The organism is Curtobacterium aurantiacum, assembly GCF_018598555.1.
GTDB lineage: Bacteria > Actinomycetota > Actinomycetes > Actinomycetales > Microbacteriaceae > Curtobacterium > Curtobacterium aurantiacum.
Genome location: NZ_JAHEWN010000008.1, coordinates 99,296 through 123,406, shown reverse-complemented (window position 1 = coordinate 123,406; position 24,111 = coordinate 99,296). Strand labels below are relative to the sequence as shown.

The window sequence follows — 24,111 nt, the reverse complement described above, 5'->3', positions numbered from 1 at the left end:
CGTTTCCGCCGGGTTACATCTCACGAAATCTCCAGCAGTACGGCAGCCAGCCTGGCTAGCATGCTGCAACCGGCAACGCTACTGTTGCTGAACCCGAACTCGATCCACCGGACCGAGCGGGCGCGGAGACGACAGAGAGGAGGAGTTCTCATGGTTCTCGTTCGTCAGGAAATCGGCGATGTGCTCCGGGACTTCCGCTTGCAGAAGGGCCGGACCCTCCGTCAGGTCGCGTCCAAGGCCAGTGTCGCGCTCGGGTACCTCAGTGAGGTCGAGCGCGGGCAGAAGGAAGCCAGCTCGGAGATCCTCGCGTCCGTCGCGGACGCTCTGGAGACGCCCATCTCGACCATCATGCGCGAAGTGGGTGACCGCCTCGCGATCGTCGAGGGGCTGACCCCCGTCCCCGACACGCTCCCGGACGACCTCGTCGCCGAGTTCGACAACGACCTCGCGGTGCGCTGACCCGCACCGCACCGAACGCCCCCGCCGGTCCTTCCCGGCGGGGGCGTTCTGCGTTCCGGCCCACGACCGCACGCTTAGGCTGGTCGGATGCGCGTGAGTGAGTTCTGGCGAGCCGTCGACCAGGTGTTCGGGGAGGCCTACGGGTCCGTGGTGACCCGCGACGTCGTGCTCGAGCAACTGGGTGGTCGCTCGGCCGTGGATGCCATCGACGCCGGCATCGACGCCCGCCGGGTGTGGGACGCCCTGTGCGACTCGCAGGACGTTCCGATGGAGCGACGGCACGGCAAGGGGCTCGCCGAACCCCAGGACTGACCGGGTTCCACGGAGCCGGTACCCGAAACTGTGTTCGGCGTGTTGCTCGAACGCGTGTTCGATCGGTGGTAGCTTCCTCCACAGCGGCGTCGCCCGGGTGTTCCATCCACAGATCGCGTGACCGTCGGCAGTGATGTCGGTGGCCCGCCATAGGTTGATGGACATCGGGAACAGCCCGAAGCCTTGTCGCAGAACCACCGGCCTTGCACCATCGGCCGGCGTGGACGCGACAGCCTACAGGCGGCCGAACACGAGCACGAAGGAGCACCCCATGCCATCACCGGCAGACCGCGAGAAGGCCCTCGAGACCGCACTCGCTCAGATCGACAGGCAGTTCGGCAAGGGTGCGATCATGCGCCTCGGTTCGGACGAACGCGCCCCCGTCAACGTCATCCAGACCGGGTCAGTGGCGCTGGACGTCGCGCTCGGCATCGGTGGCCTGCCCCGCGGCCGCATCGTCGAGATCTACGGCCCGGAGTCGTCGGGTAAGACGACCCTCACCATCCACGCAATCGCCAACGCCCAGCGCGCCGGTGGCATCGCAGCCTTCATCGACGCGGAGCACGCGCTCGACCCCGAGTACGCCAAGAAGCTCGGTGTCGACATCGACGCCCTGCTCGTGTCGCAGCCCGACACCGCCGAGCAGGCGCTCGAGATCGCGGACATGCTGGTCCGCTCTGGCTCCATCGACCTCATCGTGATCGACTCCGTCGCAGCCCTCGTGCCCCGCGCCGAGATCGAGGGCGAGATGGGCGACTCGCACGTCGGTCTGCAGGCCCGCCTCATGTCCCAGGCGCTGCGAAAGCTCGCCGGTGGCCTGAACCAGACGCAGACCACGATGATCTTCATCAACCAGCTGCGCGAGAAGATCGGCGTGTTCTTCGGTTCGCCGGAGACCACCTCGGGTGGTAAGGCGCTGAAGTTCTACGCGTCCGTCCGCCTCGACATCCGTCGCATCGAGACGCTCAAGAGCGGCACCGACGCCGTGGGCAACCGCACGCGCGTCAAGGTCGTCAAGAACAAGATGGCGCCGCCCTTCAAGCAGGCCGAGTTCGACATCCTGTACGGCGTCGGTATCTCGCGCGAAGGCTCGCTGCTCGACTTCGGTGTCGACCACGGCATCGTCAAGAAGTCGGGTGCCTGGTACACCTACGACGGCGACCAGCTCGGGCAGGGCAAGGAGAACTCGCGTTCCTTCCTGATCCAGAACCCCGAGATCGCTGCCGAGATCGAAGGCAAGATCCTCGCCAAGCTCGGCGTCGGTGGCGCCAAGGCCGAGGACGCCCCGGTCGAGTCGATCGCGCCGAAGCTCGCGGAGCGCAAGGGCGCGTGAGCACCGACCACGACGACGACGGCCTCGCACCGGTCACCGACCTGTTCGGTGCGAGGTCGCGTCGTCGCGCTCCGGTGTCACCCGCGATGCCGGACATCCCCGCACCCCCGGTGTCACCGGACGAGCCGCGTGACGCCGATGGCTGGGCGCTTCCCGGGCCGGACGACGTCCGGCCGGACGAGGCCCCTACCGCGTTCGACGCGGACACGCCCGTGCCCCTGCCCTTGCACGGTGCCCGTGGTCCGGCCGCGTGGGTGTCGCCCGTCATCGGCGACGGCAGCGGGCGCTCAGCGCGTTCCGAGCAGGACGGCTACGCCTCCGAGACCGCCGACGCCACCACGGCCTCGGTCTTCTCGATCGCCGGGGGCGAGGAGATCGACCCCGCCGACGCGCCTCGTCCGCTCGACGAACAGCGTGCCGACGCCGAGCGGCTCAGCCTCCGTGCCCTCGGGCGCAAGGGCGTGAGCGAGTCCGAGATGCGGACGCTGCTGCTCCAGCAGGACCTCGACCCCGACGTGGTCGAGCACGAGATCGAACGGCTGACCCGTGTCGGCCTGCTCGACGACGTCGCCCTCGCCACCGACCTGGTGGACCGCCTGCACGCTCGCAAGGGCCTCGGCCGACAGGGTGTCGTGACCGAACTCCGTCGCCGGGGCATCGACCAGGTGGCGATCGACACCGCGCTGGACGAAGCAGCCGACGACGAGGACGACGAGTTCCTCCGCGCCCAGGAGCTCGCCGACAAGCGTGCTCCGCAGATGCGCGGCCTCGACCGGGCCACGGCGGAACGTCGGCTGTCCGGCTTCCTGATGCGCAAGGGCTACAGCTCCGGCGTCGTCCGGATCGCCGTCGAACGGGCCCTCGGCGGCGGCGGGAAGCGCCCACGACCCGGCGGCGGGACCGTTCGGTTCGAGTAGTCGGCCCGACCTACACTGGGACGACCATGGCCACCGTCGCAGCGCGCCCCCGCACCTACGAAGTCCGCACCTACGGGTGCCAGATGAACGTGCACGACTCCGAGCGGTTGAGTGGGTCACTGCAGGCCGCCGGGTACACCGCTGCCGACGGCGAGCAGGCCGACGTCGTGGTCATCAACACCTGCGCGGTGCGCGAGAACGCGGACAACCGCCTGTACGGCAACCTCGGACAGCTCGCGGGCATCAAGCGCGAGCACCCCGGCATGCAGATCGCTGTCGGCGGGTGCCTGGCGCAGAAGGACAAGAACGTCATCCTCGAGAAGGCGCCGTGGGTCGACGTCGTCTTCGGGACGCACAACATGGGGTCGCTGCCGACGCTGCTCGAGCGGGCGCGGCACAACGACGAGGCGCAGATCGAGATCCTCGAGGCGCTCGACGTGTTCCCCTCGACGCTGCCGACCAAGCGGGACTCCACGCACAGCGGCTGGGTGTCGATCTCGGTCGGCTGCAACAACACCTGCACCTTCTGCATCGTCCCCTCGCTCCGCGGCAAGGAGAAGGACCGCCGCCCCGGTGACGTCCTCGCCGAGATCCAGGCGCTCGTCGACGACGGCGCGATCGAGGTCACGCTGCTCGGCCAGAACGTCAACTCCTACGGCGTGGAGTTCGGCGACCGGCAGGCGTTCGGCAAGCTGCTGCGCGCCACCGGCACGATCGAGGGGCTGGAGCGCGTCCGGTTCACGAGCCCGCACCCGGCGGCCTTCACCGACGACGTCATCGACGCGATGGCCGAGACGCCGAACGTCATGCCGCAGCTGCACATGCCCCTGCAGTCCGGTTCCGACCGGATCCTCAAGGCGATGCGGCGGAGCTACCGCAGCGAGCGGTTCCTCGGCATCCTCGACCGCGTCCGCGCGAAGATCCCGCACGCGGCGATCTCCACCGACATCATCGTCGGGTTCCCCGGCGAGACCGAGGCCGACTTCGCGGACACCCTGCGCGTCGTCGAGCAGGCCCGCTTCGCCTCGGCCTTCACGTTCCAGTACTCGATCCGCCCGGGCACGCCGGCGGCCACGATGGCCGACCAGCTGCCGAAGCAGGTCGTGCAGGAGCGCTACGAACGACTCGTCGCCCTGCAGGAACGCATCACCGCGGAGGAGAACGCCCGTCAGGTCGGTCGCAGCGTCGAGGTCCTCGTCGCCTCGGGCGAGGGGCGGAAGGACGACGCCACCCGTCGGCTGTCCGGCCGTGCCCAGGACTCCCGGCTCGTGCACTTCGCCGTGCCCGCCGGCTCTGAGGTCCCGCGCCCCGGCGACGTCGTGACGGTCGACATCACGCGTGCTGCGCCGCACTTCCTGCTCGCGGACGACGACGCTCCGCTGCGCATCCGGCGCACCCGGGCCGGGGACGCCTGGGACCGCGCGCAGGCCGCGAGCTGCGGCGTGCCCACCCCGGCCGCCGAGGCCGGTGGCCCTCGTCCGGTCTCGCTCGGGCTGCCAACGCTCCGTGTCGGCCGCTGAGCTCCCCGGGGCTGCGTCGACGAGCGCCGCGTCGCCCGCGTCCGGTGACGCCGCCGAGTCGCCCGCAGACGGTGACGCCGCGGACCTGATCGCAGTCGTCGGGGCGACCGGGACGGGCAAGTCCGACCTCGGCATCGCGATCGCCGACCGACTCCGTGCCGCAGGCCGGAACGCCGAGATCATCAACGCCGATGCGATGCAGCTGTACCGCGGCATGGACATCGGGACCGCGAAGCTCCCGCCGGGCGAACGACACGGGGTCCCGCACCACCAGCTCGACGTGCTCGACGTCACCGACGAGGCGAGCGTCGCCGCGTACCAGGTCGCCGCACGGGCAGACGTCGAACGGATCCAGGCCGACGGCGGCGTGGCCGTCCTCGTCGGCGGAAGCGGCCTCTACGTCTCCGCGGTGCTGTTCGACCTGTCGTTCCCCGGCACCGACCCCGAACTCCGCGCACAGCTCGAGCGGGAGCACGAGGAACTCGGTCCGGGCATCCTGCTCGAACGGCTCCGCACCCTCGACCCGGCGGCCGCAACGACGATCGACGCACGCAACCCACGGCGGTTGATCCGGGCACTCGAGATCGCGAGCCGATCCGAGGTCGTGACCCCGAGCCTCCCGGCCACGCCCCGCGCCTGGCGACCGTCCCGCATCCTGCACCTGCGTCGTGACCGTGAGCAGCTGGTGTCGGCGCTGCACGCGCGGGCGGCACGGATGTTCGACGCCGGACTCGTCGACGAGGTCGCTGCGCTCCGCGAGCAGGGGCTGGAGCAGGGCAAGACGGCGCGGGGCGCGATCGGTTACTCGCAGGCACTCGAGGTGCTGGGCGGCACGTCGACGGTCGACCAGGCGGTGGAGGCGACCGGCATCGCGACCCGGAAGTACGCCAGGCGCCAGGTCTCCTGGTTCCGGCGCTACGCCGACGCCGAGACGCTCGACGTCACCGGGGCGGACCGCGGCGACCTGTCGGCACTGGCCCGTAGGATCGTGCCGTGACCGAGCTGCACTTCACCAAGGGCCAGGGGACCGGCAACGACTTCGTCCTGTTCGCCGACCCCGACGCCACCGTCGACCTGACCCCCGAGCGGATCCGTGCCATCGCGGACCGACGCTTCGGCGTGGGCGGCGACGGCGTGATCCGGGCGGTGCGGTCGGAGGCGATCCCCGAGGGGCGCGCGCTCGTGGCCGTCGAGCCCGAGGCCACCTGGTTCATGGACTACCACAACGCCGACGGCACGGTCGCGGAGATGTGCGGCAACGGCATCCGGGTGTTCGCCCGGTACCTGACCGAGTCCGGCCTGGTCGACCTCGCCCCCGGTGAGACGCTGACGGTGGGCAGCCGCAAGGGCCTGGTCGACATCCAACGCACGACGAACGGGTTCGCCGCCGACCTCGGGCGCTGGGGCCTCGGGATCGAGGGTGGTGGATCCGACGACGTGCTCGTCCGGGCGAAGAACCTCGACGGGGCGCGGCCGGGCATCGGCATCGACGTCGGCAACCCGCACGTGGTCGTCGCCGTCGAGACCGAAGACGAACTTGCCGACCTCGACCTGACCTTCCTGCCCGTGCTCGACCCGGCACCGGAGCACGGTGCGAACGTCGAGTTCGTGCTGCCGGGCGATCCGCTCATCAAGGACGGCGTCGGCGAGATCACCATGCGGGTGCACGAGCGGGGGAGCGGTGAGACGCTCTCGTGCGGCACCGGGGCCGTGGCGGCCGCCCTCGCGACGCGCTACTGGGTCGGGGCTGGTGCGCCGGACACCTGGCGCGTGCGGGTGCCGGGTGGGCTGCTGACCGTGCGGATGACGGCGACCGAGGACGGCGAGCACGTGTCGCTGTCCGGGCCGGCCGAGCTCGTCTTCTCGGGCGACCTGACGGTCTGACGCAGGTGCGCGGTGCGCGCGGCGCGCGGGTGGGCGCTTCGCCCCGCGGCGCTTCGTGAGCAGAAGTGGTCGGGTGCCCAGCGGCAACCCGACCATTCCTGCTCACGAAGTGCACGCACACGAAGTGCGCACGCGCCCTACGCGCTGCGCTGCACGCGGATGACGCGGAAGCCCTTGGCGGTCGACTCGCGGGTGACGGAGAACCCCGAGCCGAGCGCCCCGACGAGCCACTTCTGCAGCGAGTCGCCGCCGAGGTCCTTCGACACGACGAGCCAGGCGTCACCCCCGACCTCGAGCCGGGGCAGCCAGGTCAGCAGGATCTCGTGCAGCTCGTCCTTGCCCACGCGGATCGGCGGGTTCGACCAGATCGTGCGGAAGCGCAGGTCGGCCGGCACGTCGTCGGGGAGCGCGATCGTCACGTTCGTCGCCCCGGCGGTCACAGCGTTGGCCCGGGCGAGCCCGAGCACCCGCTCGTTCACGTCGACGCCCCAGACGTGGGCGTCCGGGGACTGCAGCGCCATCGTGATCGCGATCGGACCCCAGCCGCAGCCGATGTCGAGCAGCGCGCCGTCAGCCGCGGGTGCCGGCACCGAACCGAGCAGGACCTTCGTGCCACGGTCGACACCGTCCGGGCTGAAGACCCCGGCAGCGGTGGCCAGGGTGAGGGGCTGACCGGCGAGCGTGACGTCCACCTGGCGGGGCCGGACGTCGCTCTCGGGGTTGGCCGAGAAGTAGTGGTCGTTCGCCATGGATGAACCGTACCGGCAACCGAGTGTGTCGGAGGGCCGCCGGAGGTAGCCTGTGCACAGGATGACGGATACCCATCAGCAGAACCACCAGACCAACGACGACAGCGCAGACGGTGTCGTCGAGAGGGTGTTGCGCAACGCAGACCGTCGCGCGGCATCGTCCATCTTCGCACCCGCCCAGGCCATCCAGACGCAGTCGGTCGACGACCGCAGCTGGACCGGCGACGGCGACCAGTACGACCGTGAGGACCGTGCGGCGCTGCGCCGTGTCGCCGGCCTCTCCACCGAACTCGAGGACGTCACCGAGGTCGAGTACCGCCAACTGCGGCTCGAGCAGGTCGTCCTCATCGGCGTGTACCCCCAGGGCGACGCGCAGGACGCCGAGAACTCCCTGCGCGAGCTGTCCGCCCTGGCCGAGACGGCCGGCGCAGTCGTGCTCGACGGGCTCCTGCAGCGCCGACCGCACCCGGACGCCTCGACCTACCTCGGCAAGGGCAAGGCGGAAGAGCTCGCGATGATCGTGAAGGCCACCGGCGCCGACACCGTGATCGCGGACACCGAGCTCGCTCCCTCGCAGCGTCGTGCGCTCGAGGACGTCGTGAAGGTCAAGGTGATCGACCGCACGGCCGTGATCCTCGACATCTTCAGCCAGCACGCCAAGAGCCGCGAGGGCAAGGCACAGGTCGAACTCGCCCAGCTCGAGTACCTGCTGCCGCGACTGCGCGGTTGGGGTGACTCGATGTCCCGACAGGCCGGTGGTCAGGTCTCCGGCGGTGCGGGCATGGGTTCGCGTGGCCCCGGTGAGACCAAGATCGAGCTGGACCGCCGACGCATCCACACCCGGATGGCCAAGTTGCGCCGCCAGATCGCCGGCTTCCGCCCCGCGCGTGAGGCCAAGCGCGCCGAGCGCAACCGCAACGAGGTGCCGAGCGTCGCGATCGCGGGCTACACCAACGCCGGCAAGTCGTCGCTGCTCAACCGGCTGACGAGCGCGGGCGTGCTGGTGCAGAACCAGCTGTTCGCGACGCTGGACGCCACGGTCCGCCGGACCGAGAGCACCAAGGGCCGTGAGTACACGTTCGCCGACACCGTCGGCTTCGTGCGCAACCTGCCGCACCAGCTCGTCGAGGCCTTCCGCTCCACCCTCGAAGAGGTCGGCGACGCCGACGTCATCGTGCACGTGGTCGACGGCTCGCACCCCGACCCCGGGGCGCAGCTGTCCACCGTGCGCGAGGTAATCGGCGACGTCGGGGCCGGCGACATCCCGGAGATCGTCGTCTTCAACAAGGCCGACCTGATCGACGACGCGCAACGCCTCGTGCTCATCGGACTCGTGCCGGACGCGGTGTTCGTCTCCGCACGCACCGGCGAGGGCATCCCGGAGCTCCTCAGCGTCATCGAGGACCGCCTGCCCGAGCCCGACGTCGACCTGACGATCGTGGTGCCGTACGACCGCGGCGACCTGGTGTCGTCGCTGCACGACGCGGGATCGGTCGAGTCCGTCGACTACGTCGAGGACGGCACGCGCCTGCGGGTGCGCGTCTTCCAGCGGCAGGTCTCCGAGCTCGAGCCGTACGTGGTCACGCCCGCCACGACCGTCTGACGATCGGCTCCGGCAGGCGCTGCCGCGCGGTCTGGAGGCCCGTCACGGGTCCGCCAGACGCCGTCGCGTCACCGAGACGCCCCGGAACACACGAAACGCCGCCGATTCCGGCGGCGTTTCGTCGTGCAGGGGGCGTCGGACGGTGACGACGGCGTCTCGCGCCGGTGCAGCGCGAGTCGTGGGCCGCGGGCCGCGGTCAGAGGGAGCGGAGGACCGCGACGACCTTGCCGAGGACCGAGGCCGCGTCGCCGAGGATCGGCTCGAAGGCGGAGTTGCGCGGCAGCAGCCACGTGTGGCCGTCGCGCTGGCGGAAGACCTTGACGGTCGCCTCTTCGTCGAGCATGGCCGCGACGATGTCACCGTTCTCGGCGGTCTGCTGTGACCGGACGACGACCCAGTCGCCGTCGCAGATCGCGGCGTCGATCATCGACTCGCCGACGACCTTGAGCATGAAGAGCTCACCGGTGCCGACGAGCTGGCGGGGGAGCGGGATGATCTCGTCGACGTGCTGCTCGGCGGTGATCGGGACACCGGCGGCGATCCGGCCGACGAGGGGCACGAGCGTGGTGGCGTCGATGTCCGGGCCACCGGCGTCGGAGGACGGCTCGTCCACCAGGACCTCGAGCGCACGGGGGCGGTTCGGGTCGCGACGGATCCAGCCGCCGAGCTCGAGCTGGCCGAGCTGGTGGGAGACGCTCGAGAGCGAGGAGAGCCCGGCCGCGTCGCCGATCTCACGCATGCTCGGCGGGTAGCCCCGGGAGGCGATCGACGCGCGGATCGCGTCGAAGATCGCCTGCTGCTTCGGCGTCAGCGGCTTCTGGCCCCGCAGTTCGTCCACCACGTCGTCTCGCTTTCGTCGGTGCCGGTCCGGCCGCGGCGGGAATGTCGGTGGTCCCCGTCAGGCTTGTCCCAGTCGATCGAAACAGTATCCGACCAGCCAGGGCCGGACAAACACCTGTTCGAGCGTGTCGCAAGAAAACCCCGCAGAAATCCTCCCCCAGGACTTGTGCGTCGTCTGATTCGAAACTATGTTCGGTACACGACTTCGGTTCCACCGAACGGGAAGGCAAGAACGACATGAGCACCATCGCCATCGCTGACATCCAGCGCACCGCGGCGCCCGCCGTGCGTACCCGCCTGCGTCTGACGCGTCGCGGCCGCATCGTCTTCACGACGCTCGCTGCGATCCCGCTCCTCATCGTCGTCGCCCTCGGCGTGCTCAACGGTGGACAGGCGTCCGCCGGTGACGCCACCGCCGGCGGCACCCGCACCCCGTTCGAGACCGTGACGATCCAGCCCGGCGAGACGCTCTGGCAGCTCGCCGAGCAGACCGCGCCCAACTCCGACCCGCGCGACTTCGTGCAGGACGTCGTGAGCCTCAACGCGCTCGACGGCTCCGCGCTGCAGGCCGGCGAAGAGATCGCCATCCCCACCAAGTACACCAACGGCGAGTAGTCAGCCGGGCAGCGCCGTCCAGACGGCTGGTCGTCGCACGGCGACAGCGGCCTACGATGGATCGGTGGCATTCACGCTCGAAGACCTCCCGATCCGAAACGACCTGCGCGGGCAGATCCCCTACGGCGCCCCGCAGAAGCACGTCCGCGTGCAGCTCAACGTCAACGAGAACACGCATCCCGTTCCGGACGACGTCGCTGCCGACATCGTCGAGTCGATCCGGCAGGCCCTGCTGACGGTCAACCGGTACCCGGATCGCGAGTTCACCGAGCTCCGGCAGTCACTCGCCGACTACCTCGGGCACGACCTGACCGCCGAGCAGCTCTGGGCGGCGAACGGGTCGAACGAGGTGTTGCAGCAGCTCCTCCAGGCGTTCGGTGGTCCCGGTCGCTCGGTCCTCGGGTTCCCGCCCACCTACTCGATGCACTCGATCCTCGCGTCGGGCACCGGAACCACCTGGATCCCGGCGCAGCGCGACGACGAGTTCGGCATCTCGCCCGAGACCGTCGTGGCGGCGATCCGCGAGCACCAGCCGGACATCGTGTTCCTGTGCGGGCCGAACAACCCGACGGGCACGCCGCTCGACATCGAGACGATCGCGGCCGCCTACGACGCGACCGACGGCATCGTGATGGTGGACGAGGCGTACGCCGAGTTCATGCCGTCCGAGGCCCCGAGCGCCCTCACCCTGCTGCCCGGTCGTGAGCGCCTCGTTGTCTCCCGCACGATGAGCAAGGCGTTCGCGTTCGCCGGCGCCCGGGTCGGGTACATGGCCGCGCACCCCGCCGTCGTCGACGCCGTCCGGCTGGTCCGACTGCCCTACCACCTGTCCGCGCTCACGCAGGCTGCGGCGATCGCGGCACTCCGGCACGCGCCCGAGATGCTGGCGATGGTCGACGACATCAAGGCGCAGCGCGACCGCATGGTCACCGAGCTCCGGGCGATGGGGTACCGCACGTACGAGACCTGGTCGAACTTCGTGCTGTTCGGTGGCGTGGCCGACCCGCACGCCGCGTTCGAGGCACTGCTCGAGCGCGACGTCATCGTGCGCGACCTCGGGATCCCGAACCACCTGCGAGTCAGTGCGGGGACCGAAGCCGAGACGACCGCGTTCCTCGACGCCATGCGCCAGGTCGCCGCCGAGCAGCCGCCGGTTAGGGTTGAGGCATGACCGCCCGCACCGCCTCGATCAGCCGTTCGACGAGCGAATCGAGTGTCGAACTCGAGCTCGACCTGGACGGCACCGGGACCTCGTCGATCTCGACCTCCGTCCCGTTCTTCGACCACATGCTGACCGCGTTCAGCAAGCACTCCCTGATCGACTTGCGGGTGCGCTCGACGGGCGACACCGACATCGACGTGCACCACACGGTCGAGGACACCGGCATCGTGCTCGGACAGGCGATCAAGCAGGCCCTCGGTGACCGCTCCGGCATCGGCCGGTACGGCGACGCCCTGGTCCCGCTCGACGAGGCGCTGGCCCAGGCCGTCGTGGACGTCTCGGGGCGCCCGTTCCTGGTGCACTCCGGAGAGCCCGCGGGCTTCGAGTTCCACCGCATCGGCGGCCACTTCACCGGCTCGATGGTCCGCCACGTGTTCGAGGCGATCACGTTCAACGCCGGCATCACCGTCCACGTCCGCGTGCTCGAGGGCCGCGACCCCCACCACATCGCCGAAGCCGAGTTCAAGGCGTTCGCCCGGGCCATGCGCACGGCGGTCGAACTGGACCCGCGCGTCGACGGCATCCCCTCCACGAAGGGCGCTCTGTGACCGCCGCCAAGCCGAACGTCGTCGTCCTCGACTACGGGTCGGGCAACGTCCACTCCGCCGCCAAGGCGCTCGAGCGCGCCGGTGCCGACGTCACCCTGACCTCGGACAAGCAGGCGGCGCTCAAGGCCGACGGCCTGCTCGTCCCCGGCGTCGGGGCGTTCGCCGCCGTGATCGACCAGCTCGAAGGCGTGCAGGGCGGCGAGATCGTCGACCACCGTCTGGCCGGCGGGCGACCCGTGCTCGGCATCTGCGTCGGCATGCAGGTCCTGTTCTCGCGCGGCATCGAGCGCGGTGCCGACGTCGAGGGGCTCGGCCAGTGGCCCGGCACCGTGCAGGAGATCCAGGCCGAGGTGCTGCCGCACATGGGCTGGAACACCGTGCAGGCCCCCGAGGACTCCGTGCTGTTCGACGGGCTGCACGACGAGCGCTTCTACTTCGTGCACTCCTACGGCGTGACCGACTTCCCGCTCGAGGCGTACGGGCCGTTCCGCGCGCCCCGTCTGACCTGGGCCGAGCACGGGCAGCCGTTCATCGCCGCGGTCGAGAACGGGCCGCTCACCGCCACGCAGTTCCACCCCGAGAAGTCCGGCGAGCCGGGCATCCGCCTGCTCTCCAACTGGGTGCGCTCGCTCTGAACCCGGCCGGCGCCGGGCGTGACGGCCGTGCCGGACGCGCACCGGGCCTCCAGGTCGAACGCAGCCCCTTCTCCACCGCAACGAAACCGACAGGACCATGACCGACCTCACCGACACCCCGCCCCTCGTCCTGCTGCCGGCCGTCGACGTCGTCGACGGGCAGGCGGTGCGGCTCACCCAGGGCGAGGCGGGGAGCGAGACCGGCTACGGCGACCCCGTCGCCGCCGCACGCACCTGGCGTGACCAGGGTGCGGAGTGGATCCACCTGGTGGACCTCGACGCCGCCTTCGGTCGTGGCGACAACCGCCGGGTCATCGCGCACGCGATCCGCGAGGTCGAGGGCGTGTCCGTCGAGCTCTCCGGTGGTATCCGCGACGACGCCTCGCTCGAGGCAGCGCTGGCGACCGGCGCCGCTCGCATCAACCTCGGCACCGCAGCGCTCGAGAACCCCGACTGGGCCGCCCGCGTGATCGGTGAGTACGGCGAGCAGATCGCCGTCGGGCTGGACGTCCGAGGCACCACGCTCTCGAGCCGCGGCTGGACCGAGGACGCCGGTGACCTGTGGGAGGTCCTCGACCGGCTCGAGGCCGCCGGGTGCGCCCGCTACGTGGTGACCGACGTCACCAAGGACGGCACGCTGCAGGGGCCGAACGTCGAACTGCTCCGCCAGGTGTGCGACCGGACCGACCAGCCCGTGGTGGCCTCCGGCGGGATCTCGACCCTCGACGACCTGCGTGCGCTGCGCGAACTCGTGCCGTACGGGCTCGAGGGCGCCATCATCGGCAAGGCGCTGTACTCCGGGGCGTTCACGCTGCCGGCCGCGCTCGACATCGCCTCCGAGTAACGCCGTGGCGGGCATCTCCAACGGCCGCGGCACCGGGCCGGACGCCGACGACGCGCACACCCCGGGTGGTGCGGCGGACTCGGCGGGCTTCTCGTGGGAGGGCCGCACGTTCGACCACCACGACACCGCCTTCGCCGACGACGACGGGCTCGCCGATCCCGCAGTGGTCGCGGCGATCGGCTCGCTCGCCAGCGGCGGGTCCCAGGCGACGATCGTCGAGTCACTCCGCACCGCCCGTCTGCTCATCCCGCTCATCGCCGAGGCCGGCGACGTGGGGGAGACCGACGCGGGCAAGCTCGTCGACAAGACCCAGGAACTCTCGATCGTGACGGTCGCCGGCCCGGACGGCCGCAGTGTCATGCCGGCGTTCACCTCGGTCGACGCGATGCACGCCTGGGACCCGGACGCGCGCCCCGTGCCGGTGGAGTCCCGCCGTGTGGCGATGGCCGCGGCGAGCGAGGACACCCAGCTCGTCGTGCTCGACCCGAAGTCGCCGACCGAGTTCGTGCTGCGTCGTCCGGCGGTGTGGGCCCTCGGACAGGACCTGCCGTGGACCCCGTGCTTCGAGGACCCCGAGGTCGCGCAGGCCTTCGCGACATCAGTAGCCCAGGAGCCCAGCGTCGCCCGTGTCGAACTCGCGCCCGGCGACCCGGTCGGTCGGTTCGCCGGGCCGGAGCTGACGGTGGGCCTGGCGCTGCACCCGGGGCTCGACCGCGAGCAGGTCGGCGAGCTCGTCGGCCGGCTGCAGCAGCGGTGGTCGACCGACCCCGTGATCGCCGAGCGGGTCGACAGCATGCGCGTCGCCCTGCGCGCTGCCTGACGAGCTGCGGCGCTGCGGTCCCGCGGCGGTGCGGCCCGGCCCAGCCCGAGGTCGCCGGTACGATGGCGGGGTGAGCCCGAACCCGACGACCAACCCCACCGGCGCGACCACCCACGGTCCGACGGGGCGTCCCGTCCGGGAGTTCCCCGTGCCCGAGGAGCTCGACAGCACCGGACCCGCCCGCATCATCGCGCTCTGCAACCAGAAGGGCGGCGTCGGCAAGACCACGACGGCCATCAACCTCGGTGCGGCGCTCGCGGAGTACGGCCGCAAGGTCCTGGCCGTCGACTTCGACCCGCAGGGCGCGCTGTCCGCGGGCCTCGGCGTCCGGACGCACGACATCCACACCGTCTACGACCTGCTGATGGGGGCCGTGAAGGACCCGAACCAGGTCATCCAGCCGACGAACACCCCCGGTCTCGACGTCATCCCCGCGAACATCGACCTGTCCGCGGCCGAGGTGCACCTGGTCAACGAGGTCGCCCGCGAGCAGATCCTGGCCAGCGTGCTGCGCAAGGTCGCGAACGACTACGACGTCATCCTGGTCGACTGCCAGCCGTCGCTCGGCCTGCTCACCGTGAACGCCCTCACCGCCGCGCACGGCGTGCTCATCCCGCTCGAGTGCGAGTTCTTCGCGCTCCGCGGTGTCGCGCTGCTCATCGAGACGATCGACAAGGTGCGCGACCGGCTCAACCCGGCGCTCAAGCTCGACGGCATCTTGGCGACGATGTACGACTCGCGCACGCTGCACTCGCGCGAGGTCATGGAGCGCGTCGTCGAAACCTTCGACGACCGCGTGCTCGACACGGTCATCGGCCGCACCGTGAAGTTCCCGGACGCCACGGTGTCCGCGCGCCCGATCACGCAGACCGCTCCGGACCACCCCGCCGCCCACGCCTACCGGCAGCTCGCACGAGAGCTCGTCCAGCGTGGCGCCGTCGCCTGACGCGGGGTTCCGGGTCCGGCTCACCAACTTCGACGGGCCGTTCGACCTCCTGCTGTCGCTCATCACGAAGCACGAGCTCGACATCACCGAGGTCTCCCTCGGCGCCGTGACGGGGGAGTTCATCCAGTACGTCCGCCAGGCCGAATCGGCCGACGAGCTCGACGAGGCCAGCGAGTTCCTCGTCGTCGCTGCGACCCTGCTCGACCTGAAGATCGTCGGGCTGCTGCCACAGGGTGAGCTCGTGGACGCCGAGGACGTCGCCCTGCTCGAGGCCCGCGACCTGCTGTTCGCCCGTCTGCTGCAGTACAAGGCGTTCAAGCAGGCGGCCCAGTGGTTCGGGGAGCGGTGGGGCGTGGAGTCGCGCCGGCACGTCCGCAGTGTCCGGCTCGAGGAGCGCTTCCGAGCCCGGACCCCGGAACTCGTCTGGACCCTGTCGGTGCAGGACTTCGCCGCCCTGGCCGCGCTGGCGTTCGCGCCGCGGGAGATCCCGACCGTCGGCCTCGACCACCTGCACGCCCCGCTCATCAGCATCCGGGAGCAGGCCGCGATCGTCGTCTCGATCCTCCGCACCCGCGATGGTGAGGGTGTCTCGTTCCGCGAACTGGTCGCGGGCGTCGACCAGGCGGGTATCGTGGTGGCTCGCTTCCTCGCGATCCTCGAGCTGTACCGGAACGCGTCGATCTCGTTCGAGCAGCTCGAGCCGCTCGGGGAGCTGACACTGCGGTGGACCGCCGAGGACTGGTCCGACGAGAGCCTCGCGAACCTGGGAGCCGACTATGACGGATGACGTGCACGACACGTCCAGCGCCGAACCCGGCGGCGCCGACGAGATGGCCGATGCCCGCGCCATCGAGCGCGAGATCCACGCCCGCGCCGCCCACGCCGCGCCGACCGCTCCCGATGGCGCCGAGCCGCAGGCCCACCCCGCCGTCCCCATCGACCGCCAGCTCGAGGCCATCCTGATGATCGCCGACGAGCCCCAGTCGCTCGTCGCCCTCGGTGCCGCCGTGAGTGCCCCCGTGCCCGCAGTCCGCCAGGCGATCGAACGCCTGGTCGCGGACTTCGACGGCGTCGACGGCACGATCCGCCGCGGCTTCGAGCTCCGCGAGGTCGGTGGCGGCTGGCGCTTCTACGTCCGCGAGGACCTCGACTCCGTCGTCGAGCAGTTCGTCGAGGCCGAGCGCCCCTCGCGGCTGTCGCAGGCCGCGCTCGAGACCCTGGCGGTGGTCGCCTACAAGCAGCCGATCACCCGCTCGCAGATCGCTGCGATCCGCGCCGTCAACGTCGACGGCGTCGTCCGAACCCTGGTGGCACGCGGCCTCATCGAGGAGTCGTTCACCGACGCCGAGACCGGCGCCATCAACTACGTCACGTCCGACCTGCTCCTGCAGCAGCTCGGCATCAACTCGCTCGACGAGCTGCCGCTCATCTCGCCCCTCCTGGACGACGGTGCGGACGGCTTCGAGCAGAACGAAGGGATCCCCGATGGCAGGGTTTGACGACCGGGGGCGCGGCGCGCCCCGAGACCGAGACGACCGCAACGGACGTTCGGGAGGCCCGGATCGCTCCGGCCGCCCGGCCGGCGGGCGCGGCGGGGCCGGCTCCAGTGCCGGTGGCCGCTCCGGCGGGTACGGTCGCGACGACCGCGGGGGCGCACGCCCGCCGCGTGACGACGACCGTCGTGGCGGGTACCCGTCGCGCGACGACCGTGGCGGGTACCGCGGGGCTTCGGCTCCGCGTGACGACCGTGGTGGCTACCGGGGTCGTGACGACCGCGGTGGCTCCGCTCCGCGTGATGACCGTGGTGGCTACCGGGGCAACTCCGCGCCGCGTGACGACCGTGGTGGGTACCGCGGCTCGGCCCCGCGCGACGACCGCTCCGGGGGCGGCGACCGTGGTGGCTACCGTGGGTCTGCTCCGCGTGACGACCGTGGTGGTTACCGGGGTTCTGCTCCGCGTGACGACCGTGGTGGTTACCGGGGTTCTGCTCCGCGTGACGACCGTGGTGGCTACCGGGGTTCTGCTCCGCGCGACGACCGTTCCGGTGGCGGCGACCGTCGCGGGTACCGGGGCAACTCGGCTCCCCGTGACGACCGCGGCGGCTACCGGGGTCGCGACGACCGTGGTGCGTCTGCTCCGCGCGACGACCGCGGCGGCTACCGGGGCTCGGCTCCGCGCGACGACCGTGGTGGGTACCGGGGCCGTGACGACCGTGGTGCGTCTGCTCCGCGTGACGACCGTGGCGGCTACCGTGGCTCTGCTCCGCGCGATGACCGTTCCGGTGGCGGCGACCGTGGTGGGTACCGGGGCAACTCCGCTCCGCGTGACGACCGTGGTGGCTACCGGGGTCGCGACGACCGCAGCGCCGCTCCGCGTGACGACCGCGGTGGGTACCGCGGCCGGGACGACCGTGGGGCTTCGGCTCCGCGTGACGACCGTGGTGGGTACCGCGGCCGCGACGACCGTGGTGCTTCGGCTCCCCGCGACGACCGCGGTGGGTACCGCGGCCGCGACGACCGCGGCGGCTCGGCACCCCGCGAGGACCGCTCCCGTGACGACCGCCGCGGCCCCGACGGCCAGCAGAGCCGCGTCTGGCACAACGGCCGCCGCTACGTCGGCGGCACCACGAGCGTCCGCAACAGCGACCGCACGACGCCGAAGCCGAGCGGGCAGCGCGACGACCGGGGCAACCCGGCCGAGGGCACGCCGGAACGGCCGATCATCGAGGACTGGGACGCGGCGGACGGATCGGCGCCTGCCGGGGCCGAGCCGGGCCTCCAGGCAGAGGGTGAGCGCCTGCAGAAGGTGATCGCCGCTGCCGGCGTGGCATCCCGCCGGGTCGCGGAGAACCTGATCGTCGAGGGCCGCGTGACGGTCAACGGCGAGGTCGTGGATGCCCTCGGGCGTCGCGTCGACCCCGAGAAGGACGCGATCAGCGTCGACGGCGTGCCGGTGCAGATCGACTCGTCGCGGCGCTACATCGTGCTGAACAAGCCGACCGGTGTCGTTTCGAGCCTGCAGGACGAGCGCGGTCGCCGCGACCTGACGGAGTTCGTGGACCGCTACGAGGAGCGCCTGTTCAACGTGGGCCGTCTCGACACCGAGACCTCCGGACTGCTCGTCCTGACGAACGACGGCGACCTGGCACACGTGCTGGCGCACCCGTCGTTCGGCGTGCAGAAGACGTACATCGCGAAGGTCCACGGCAACGTCAACCCCGCCGTGGTGCAGCGCCTGACCGAGGGCGTCGAGCTCGAGGACGGTCCGATCAAGGCCGACAAGGTGCGGTTGCTCGAGTCCTCGCGGGGTGAGTCGCTCGTCGAGATCACGCTGCACTCCGGGCGCAACCGCATCGTCCGTCGCATGCTCGAGGCGGTCGGCCACCCGGTCCTCGAACTCGTCCGCCGGTCGTTCGGGCCGCTGCACCTGGGCAGCCTGCCGCCGGGCAAGATGCGCGAGCTCGGCACGGTCGAGGTCGGCAAGCTGCTCAGTACGGTCCGTGACGCCAAGCCGTCCGCTCGTGACGACCGCGACGTCGCGCTCGACCAGGACGACGACGAGTACGAGGACGAGTCCGCGGACTGACCGACCCCGAAGCTCGGGCATCGACCGATGCCCGAGCCTCGATCGGTAGGCTTGCCCGGTGACCGACGTGACCCCGACCGACATCGACCGCCGTCTGCGCGGCCCGGTCCGGGTCGTCGGTGCCGGGCTGCTCGGTGCTTCGATCGGTCTCGCCCTGCGCGAGAAGGGTGTGGACGTCGTCCTCGACGACGTCTCGCCCGCCGCGCTGGCGCTCGCCGTGGACTACGGCGCCGGGCGTCGACCGGCTGCCGGCGACCAGCCGGAGCTCGTCGTCGTCGCGGTGCCGCCGGACGTCGTCGCGACCGTGGTGGAGCGCGAACTCGCCGCGTACCCGGACGCCGTGGTGACCGACGTCGCCAGCGTGAAGTCCGGGCCGCTCGCCGCCCTGGTGGCGGCCGGGGCCGACGTCTCCCGCTACATCGGGTCCCACCCGATGGCCGGACGCGAGCGCAGCGGTCCGACCGCCGCCCGCGCCGACCTGTTCGTCGGCCGCCCCTGGGTGATCGCAGGGCACGACGGCATCACCTACCAGCGTGCCGCGGTGGTCGAGGACCTCGCGCTCGACGTCGGCGCCACCGTGGTGCCGATGGACCCCGAGTCCCACGACCTCGCCGTGGCGTACGTCTCGCACGCACCCCAGCTCGTGTCGACGCTGATGGCCTCGCGCCTGCGGGACGCCCCCGACGGGTCGCTCGGGCTCGCCGGTGGCGGCGTGCGCGACGTCACCCGGATCGCCGCGAGCGACCCCGGGCTCTGGGTGCAGATCATCGGGGCGAACGCCGGGCACATCCGGCCGGTGCTCACCGACCTGCGTGACGACCTGTCCCGGGTGATCGACGCGCTCAGCGACCCGGACGGTGCCGGTTCGCCGCGCACCATCGCCGAGACCATCGCCGACGGCAACCGCGGGGTCGAACGGCTGCCGGGCAAACACGGCACCACCAAGCGCTTCGCCCAGGTGGTCGTCCTGGTCGACGACACCCCCGGGCAGATCGCCGCACTCCTGACGTTCATCGGGGAGATCGGCATCAACCTCGAGGACATGCGCCTCGAGCACTCACCGGGCGCACAGATCGGCATCGTCGAGGTGTCGGTGCTGCCCGAGCAGGAACAGCGACTCGTCGAGGAACTCGAGGGGCGCGGATGGAGGATCGCAGCAGCATGGGCCTGAACGACGACACGAACGCAGCGATGAACGACTCGGGTGTGACCGGCGGACGCGCTCCGGCCGGTGGGACCGACGGGCCCGACTCCGGCCTGCCGACGCCCGGTACCGGCGGTGCCGGTGGTCCGCTCGGCGGCCCGGGCGACGGCTCCGGCGGTGACGGCGGTCCGCTCGGTGGCCCCGCCGGCGGGCTCGGCGAACCCGGCGGGGAGCCCGGTTCGACCAGCGCCCCGATGCCGTCCGGCCTGGCCGACGGCGCCTACGTGGCGAAGATCGTCATCGCGGTCGACGGTCCCGCCGGCAGCGGCAAGTCGAGCGTCTCCCGTGCGGCCGCCCGCGCCCTGGGCTACGGCTACCAGGACACCGGCGCCGCCTACCGTGCGCTCGCCTGGCACGCCCTGCAGCAGCGGGTCGACCTCGACGACCCCGCGGCGATCCTGGCGAGCTGGGACACCTTCGACTACGCCATCGGCACCGACCCCGACGACTACTACGTCAAGGTGGGGGAGACCGACGTCACCGAGGCCATCCGCACCCCCGACGTCACCGGCGCGGTCGCCCACATCGCGAAGCTCCCGGACGTCCGGAAGCGCCTGGTCCAGCTGTTCCGCAACGTCATGCGGAAGACCGACGCCCCGGGCATCATCACCGAGGGCCGGGACATCACCACGGTCGTCGCACCCGACGCCGAGGTCCGGATCCTGCTGACGGCCGACGAGTCCGTTAGAATGGCCCGACGCTCGGCAGAGGTCACGACCCAGTCGGCCGCCGAGACCTCCGCAGCACTCGCTCGTCGCGACGCGGCGGACGCGAAGGTCGTCGACTTCATGAACGCCGCCGACGGCGTCACGACGCTCGACTCCACCGACCTCGACTTCGACCAGACCGTGCAGGCGGTCGTCGACCTGGCCCGCGCGGCCACGCACTGACGCACGACCGGACGGCCTCGGCCGCCTGGTCACACCACGGCCGGACCCCCGGCCCCGGCCGGCAACGGCCACCGACACCGCGGCCCCGGCCGCTCGCGAGGAACCCAAGATGGCTCAGCTGGACAACCCGGACAACGACGACTTCCCCAGGTACGACGACGCCCTCGGCGAGCGGCTCGCCGGACTCGACGAGGCCGAGGCCGAGCAGCGCGCGACCGCGCTCCGCGCCGGACTCGAGGAGTACGACCTCGAGGACGAGGACCTCGCCCTGCTCGAGGCCGGTCAGGTCGGCGAGGACGGCGTCCACTACCTGCCCGCCTACCCGGTGCTCGCGATCGTCGGCCGCCCGAACGTCGGCAAGTCCGCGCTCGTGAACCGCATCCTCGGTCGTCGTGAGGCCGTCGTGCAGGACGTCCCCGGCGTCACCCGCGACCGTGTCAGCTACAAGGCCGACTGGAACGACAAGCGCTTCACGCTCGTCGACACCGGCGGTTGGGAGCCCGGCGCCGAGGGCATCAACGCCTCGGTCGCCGCGCAGGCCGAGGTCGCGATCGACCTCGCCGACGCCGTGCTGTTCGTCGTGGACGTCACGGTCGGGATCACCGCCACCGACGAGCACGTCGTCAAGATGCTCCGCGGCACCGACCGCCCCGTCATCGTCGTCGCGAACAAGGCCGACGACGAGCGCCGTGAACTCGACGCCTACGAACTCTGGAACCTGGGGCTCGGCGAGCCGCACCCGGTGTCGGCCCTGCACGGTCGCGGCGTCGCGGACCTGCTCGACCTGATCATCAAGACGCTGCCCGACACCTCGGCCGTCGCCAAGCAGGAGGTCGGCGGCCCCCGCCGCGTGGCCATCCTCGGGCGCCCGAACGTCGGCAAGAGCTCGCTGCTCAACAAGGCCGCCGGTGAAGAGCGGGTCGTCGTGAACGACATCGCCGGTACCACCCGCGACCCGGTGGACGAGCAGATCGAGCTCGGCGGCAAGGTGTGGCGCTTCGTCGACACCGCCGGCATCCGGAAGCGCGTCCACATGCAGCAGGGCGCCGACTTCTACGCCTCGCTCCGCACCACCGCCGCGCTCGAGAAGGCCGAGGTCGCCGTCGTCGTCCTCGACGTCACCGAACCGGTGTCCGTGCAGGACCTCCGCATCATCGACCTCGTCCTCGAGTCGGGCCGTGCCCTCGTGCTGGCCTACAACAAGTGGGACCTGCTCGACGACGAGCGACGCCGCTACCTGGAGCGCGAGATCGAGCAGGACCTGGCGCACGTCGCCTGGGCCCCGCGCGTGAACATCTCCGCCCGCACCGGCCGCCACCTCGAGAAGCTCGTGCCGGCGCTCGAGACCGCACTCGAGTCGTGGGACACCCGCATCCCGACCGGCAAGGTCAACGCCTTCATCGCCGAGCTCGTGCAGGAACACCCCCACCCCGTGCGCGGCGGCAAGCAGCCCCGCATCCTGTTCGGGACCCAGGCGTCGAGCCAGCCGCCGACGTTCGTGCTCTTCACGTCGGCGTTCCTCGACCCGCAGTACCGACGCTTCATCACGCGTCGACTCCGCGAGGTCTGGGGCTTCTCCGGCACGCCGATCAACGTCAACATGCGGGTGCGCGAGCGCCGGAAGCGCTGAGCCCTCCCACTCGTCACGCAGAACGCGCCCCGATCCGTCGGGGCGCGTTCTGCGTCCGCGTTCGGCCTGGAGGCCCGGGGCCGGTCCGGTGCGCCGGTGCGGCATCATGGGGGCGTGGGGATCAGGCTGTGGGCAGCGGACCGACGTCGGCTCGCCCTGGTGGGTGTCCTCGTCGGTGTGGTCGTCGTGGGTTCGGTGTCCCTGTGGACGATCTCGCACGCACCGGACGACGGCGACTCGGTCACCCGTGCCGACTCCGTGCCCTCCGAGCCGGCGCGGTCGCCCGACGTCCGGCTGCCGCCGTCCGCCGGCCTCGAGGAACCGATCGAGCCCGAACCCGTCCGTCCGGTCGACGGTTCGCCCATCGACCCGTGGTGGCGCCGCGTCCCGCCGGTCTCCGGTGACATCGTCGGCATCGGGGCTGCTGCCGCCGGACACGTCCGGATCGCCGCGAACACGAGCGATGAGACCCTCGCGGTGGAGATCGACCACCTGGAGACCGGCGGGGACGGCCCGGTCGACGTCGTGCTCTCCGCGGGGACGATTCGCGGCGGAGCGGAGCCGGTGTGGACCCCCGCCGGCGAGTCCTACGACCTGTTCCAGGCCGACGGGGTCGAACAGGGGCTGACCGTGGTGCTCGGCGAACCGTGGACGCTGCCCGACGAGGTCCGGTCCCTCGTCCTGCTCGACGCCGACACCGGCACCGTGCTGGGCGGCGCGGCGCTCGTCCCGTCCGACTGAGCGGGGCGCGCTGGCTGGGGGCCGGGGTTGCGGTGCGCTGCGCCGACGCAGAACGACGGTGTCGTGGTCGTCCGACGTCGACAGTGTCGTTCCGCGTCCGCAGACCGGCCCGTGCCGCGTCCGCTGCCGCCCTCGGGATGGGGCACGATGTACTGGTGACGCAGCAGAACGACGGACTCGGTGTGCTCGCCGACCGTGTGTGGTGCCGTCTGCGGCTCGACCGGTTGGCCGGAGGCCGGCAGTCCGGGTACGTGATCCGCGAGGACATGCTCGAACACCCGGACACCGTGCGATCGTTCCGGCGGATCCGGTGGCTGCTCGTCGCGGAGACCGTCGTCGGCCTGACCGCCATCGTGGTCGCCGTGCTGCTGACCCGCGCGGGGGACACCCTGTCGTGGGCGGTGTGGTTCCGGTCCACCGTGGTGCTGCTCATCACGCTGACGCTCTACGTGTTCGCCTGGCGGGCACAGCTCGGGTACTACTGGGCGTACCAGCGGCTGCGGTTGTTCAGCCGGATCTTCCCGATCGTGACGCTCATCGTCGCGGCGATCCCGGGGCTCTACCCGTTCTGGATGGTGATCGAGCAGATCCTGTTCTCGGTGCTCATGGTCGGGATCGGCGATGTACTGACCAGCGACCACATGCGGGCAACGTTCCCGAAGCCCGCGCGGCGGTAGGGCGCCGGCCGGGCGGGTATCGACGCCGAACGACGATGTCGGTGTCGTACGACGTCGGTGGTGTCGTTTCGTGCCTGCGCGGGTGGTTGCACGCGCCCAGGAGCGACGATGTCGGTGTCGTACGACGTCGGTGGTGT

At 71.3% G+C, this 24,111-nt stretch carries 25 protein-coding genes; 23 read left to right on the top strand and 2 right to left on the bottom strand.

All coding sequences use genetic code 11. The annotated features are described in order from the left end of the window. The first annotated feature begins 150 nt into the window (after nucleotides 1-150). From KK087_RS09240 to dapF, 7 genes are all read left to right on the top strand, one after another. Nucleotides 151-459 (top strand): helix-turn-helix domain-containing protein, encoded by a 309-nt coding sequence (locus KK087_RS09240; protein ID WP_214530697.1) that lies wholly within the window; start codon nucleotides 151-153, stop codon nucleotides 457-459. An 87-nt stretch (nucleotides 460-546) separates the two neighbouring features. Further along, the gene (locus KK087_RS09235; protein ID WP_214530698.1) at nucleotides 547-771 is read left to right on the top strand and encodes a DUF3046 domain-containing protein; all 225 of its coding nucleotides are present in this window, start codon (nucleotides 547-549) and stop codon (nucleotides 769-771) included. 271 nt (nucleotides 772-1,042) lie between these two features. After that, nucleotides 1,043-2,104 (top strand): recombinase RecA, encoded by a 1,062-nt coding sequence (gene recA, locus KK087_RS09230; protein ID WP_214530699.1) that lies wholly within the window; start codon nucleotides 1,043-1,045, stop codon nucleotides 2,102-2,104. Next, nucleotides 2,101-3,021, top strand: coding sequence for a regulatory protein RecX (locus KK087_RS17915; protein ID WP_214543617.1), 921 nt, complete (start codon nucleotides 2,101-2,103; stop codon nucleotides 3,019-3,021). Before recA ends, KK087_RS17915 begins: the two co-directional genes overlap by 4 nt. A gap of 26 nt (nucleotides 3,022-3,047) precedes the next feature. Next, entirely contained in the window at nucleotides 3,048-4,541 is a 1,494-nt protein-coding gene (gene miaB / locus KK087_RS09220; RefSeq protein WP_214564922.1) for a tRNA (N6-isopentenyl adenosine(37)-C2)-methylthiotransferase MiaB, read from the top strand. An 85-nt stretch (nucleotides 4,542-4,626) separates the two neighbouring features. Then, a complete protein-coding gene (miaA, locus tag KK087_RS09215) occupies nucleotides 4,627-5,538 on the top strand; it encodes a tRNA (adenosine(37)-N6)-dimethylallyltransferase MiaA (RefSeq protein ID WP_214564943.1) in 912 nt (303 codons plus the stop codon). After that, complete coding sequence (gene dapF, locus KK087_RS09210) at nucleotides 5,535-6,425, top strand: diaminopimelate epimerase (protein ID WP_214530702.1); 891 nt, start codon at nucleotides 5,535-5,537, stop codon at nucleotides 6,423-6,425. Before miaA ends, dapF begins: the two co-directional genes overlap by 4 nt. 137 nt (nucleotides 6,426-6,562) lie before the next feature. Here the strand turns inward: dapF and KK087_RS09205 are convergent, their stop codons facing one another. Next, entirely contained in the window at nucleotides 6,563-7,174 is a 612-nt protein-coding gene (locus KK087_RS09205; RefSeq protein ID WP_214530703.1) for a class I SAM-dependent methyltransferase, read from the bottom strand. Nucleotides 7,175-7,235: 61 nt separating this feature from the next. Here KK087_RS09205 and hflX point away from each other — a divergent pair, with 61 nt between their 5' ends. Continuing rightward, nucleotides 7,236-8,777 (top strand): GTPase HflX, encoded by a 1,542-nt coding sequence (gene hflX, locus KK087_RS09200; RefSeq protein WP_214564921.1) that lies wholly within the window; start codon nucleotides 7,236-7,238, stop codon nucleotides 8,775-8,777. A gap of 196 nt (nucleotides 8,778-8,973) precedes the next feature. Here the strand turns inward: hflX and lexA are convergent, their stop codons facing one another. Further along, complete coding sequence (gene lexA / locus KK087_RS09195; protein ID WP_214530705.1) at nucleotides 8,974-9,618, bottom strand: transcriptional repressor LexA; 645 nt, start codon at nucleotides 9,616-9,618, stop codon at nucleotides 8,974-8,976. 236 nt (nucleotides 9,619-9,854) lie between these two features. On the opposite strand from lexA, the gene KK087_RS09190 reads away from it, so the two are divergent. From KK087_RS09190 to KK087_RS09120, 15 genes are all read left to right on the top strand, one after another. After that, nucleotides 9,855-10,232, top strand: coding sequence for a LysM peptidoglycan-binding domain-containing protein (locus KK087_RS09190; RefSeq protein WP_214530706.1), 378 nt, complete (start codon nucleotides 9,855-9,857; stop codon nucleotides 10,230-10,232). A 64-nt stretch (nucleotides 10,233-10,296) separates the two neighbouring features. Then, entirely contained in the window at nucleotides 10,297-11,403 is a 1,107-nt protein-coding gene (locus KK087_RS09185) for a histidinol-phosphate transaminase (RefSeq protein WP_214564920.1), read from the top strand. Next, nucleotides 11,400-12,002, top strand: a complete 603-nt coding sequence (gene hisB / locus KK087_RS09180; protein ID WP_214530708.1) for an imidazoleglycerol-phosphate dehydratase HisB — start codon at nucleotides 11,400-11,402, stop codon at nucleotides 12,000-12,002. Before KK087_RS09185 ends, hisB begins: the two co-directional genes overlap by 4 nt. Beyond that, nucleotides 11,999-12,637: an imidazole glycerol phosphate synthase subunit HisH gene (gene hisH, locus KK087_RS09175; RefSeq protein ID WP_017885903.1), complete on the top strand. Its 639-nt coding sequence runs from the start codon at nucleotides 11,999-12,001 to the stop codon at nucleotides 12,635-12,637. The genes hisB and hisH overlap by 4 nt, the downstream gene beginning before the upstream one ends. 97 nt (nucleotides 12,638-12,734) lie before the next feature. Continuing rightward, entirely contained in the window at nucleotides 12,735-13,481 is a 747-nt protein-coding gene (priA, locus tag KK087_RS09170; protein WP_214564919.1) for a bifunctional 1-(5-phosphoribosyl)-5-((5-phosphoribosylamino)methylideneamino)imidazole-4-carboxamide isomerase/phosphoribosylanthranilate isomerase PriA, read from the top strand. A 4-nt stretch (nucleotides 13,482-13,485) separates the two neighbouring features. Next, nucleotides 13,486-14,301 (top strand): SseB family protein, encoded by an 816-nt coding sequence (locus KK087_RS09165; RefSeq protein ID WP_214530710.1) that lies wholly within the window; start codon nucleotides 13,486-13,488, stop codon nucleotides 14,299-14,301. A gap of 70 nt (nucleotides 14,302-14,371) precedes the next feature. Beyond that, nucleotides 14,372-15,247, top strand: coding sequence for a ParA family protein (locus tag KK087_RS09160; protein ID WP_214564918.1), 876 nt, complete (start codon nucleotides 14,372-14,374; stop codon nucleotides 15,245-15,247). Further along, nucleotides 15,231-16,034, top strand: coding sequence for a segregation and condensation protein A (locus KK087_RS09155; RefSeq protein WP_214530711.1), 804 nt, complete (start codon nucleotides 15,231-15,233; stop codon nucleotides 16,032-16,034). Before KK087_RS09160 ends, KK087_RS09155 begins: the two co-directional genes overlap by 17 nt. Before the next feature lie 43 nt (nucleotides 16,035-16,077). After that, nucleotides 16,078-16,746 (top strand): SMC-Scp complex subunit ScpB, encoded by a 669-nt coding sequence (gene scpB / locus KK087_RS09150; RefSeq protein ID WP_439647691.1) that lies wholly within the window; start codon nucleotides 16,078-16,080, stop codon nucleotides 16,744-16,746. A gap of 1,297 nt (nucleotides 16,747-18,043) precedes the next feature. Then, the gene (locus tag KK087_RS17385) at nucleotides 18,044-18,832 is read left to right on the top strand and encodes a pseudouridine synthase (protein ID WP_250893284.1); all 789 of its coding nucleotides are present in this window, start codon (nucleotides 18,044-18,046) and stop codon (nucleotides 18,830-18,832) included. Nucleotides 18,833-18,890: 58 nt separating this feature from the next. After that, entirely contained in the window at nucleotides 18,891-20,003 is a 1,113-nt protein-coding gene (locus KK087_RS09140) for a prephenate dehydrogenase (protein WP_214564916.1), read from the top strand. A 227-nt stretch (nucleotides 20,004-20,230) separates the two neighbouring features. After that, nucleotides 20,231-20,926, top strand: a complete 696-nt coding sequence (gene cmk, locus KK087_RS09135; RefSeq protein ID WP_214564942.1) for a (d)CMP kinase — start codon at nucleotides 20,231-20,233, stop codon at nucleotides 20,924-20,926. Nucleotides 20,927-21,035: 109 nt separating this feature from the next. Next, complete coding sequence (gene der / locus KK087_RS09130) at nucleotides 21,036-22,556, top strand: ribosome biogenesis GTPase Der (RefSeq protein WP_071405612.1); 1,521 nt, start codon at nucleotides 21,036-21,038, stop codon at nucleotides 22,554-22,556. A gap of 114 nt (nucleotides 22,557-22,670) precedes the next feature. Beyond that, nucleotides 22,671-23,297 carry a hypothetical protein gene (locus KK087_RS09125; protein WP_214530713.1) on the top strand — a complete coding sequence of 209 codons (627 nt, stop codon included), beginning with the start codon at nucleotides 22,671-22,673 and terminating at the stop codon, nucleotides 23,295-23,297. A gap of 155 nt (nucleotides 23,298-23,452) precedes the next feature. Then, nucleotides 23,453-23,974 (top strand): hypothetical protein, encoded by a 522-nt coding sequence (locus KK087_RS09120; protein ID WP_214543607.1) that lies wholly within the window; start codon nucleotides 23,453-23,455, stop codon nucleotides 23,972-23,974. Nucleotides 23,975-24,111: the final 137 nt, after the last annotated feature.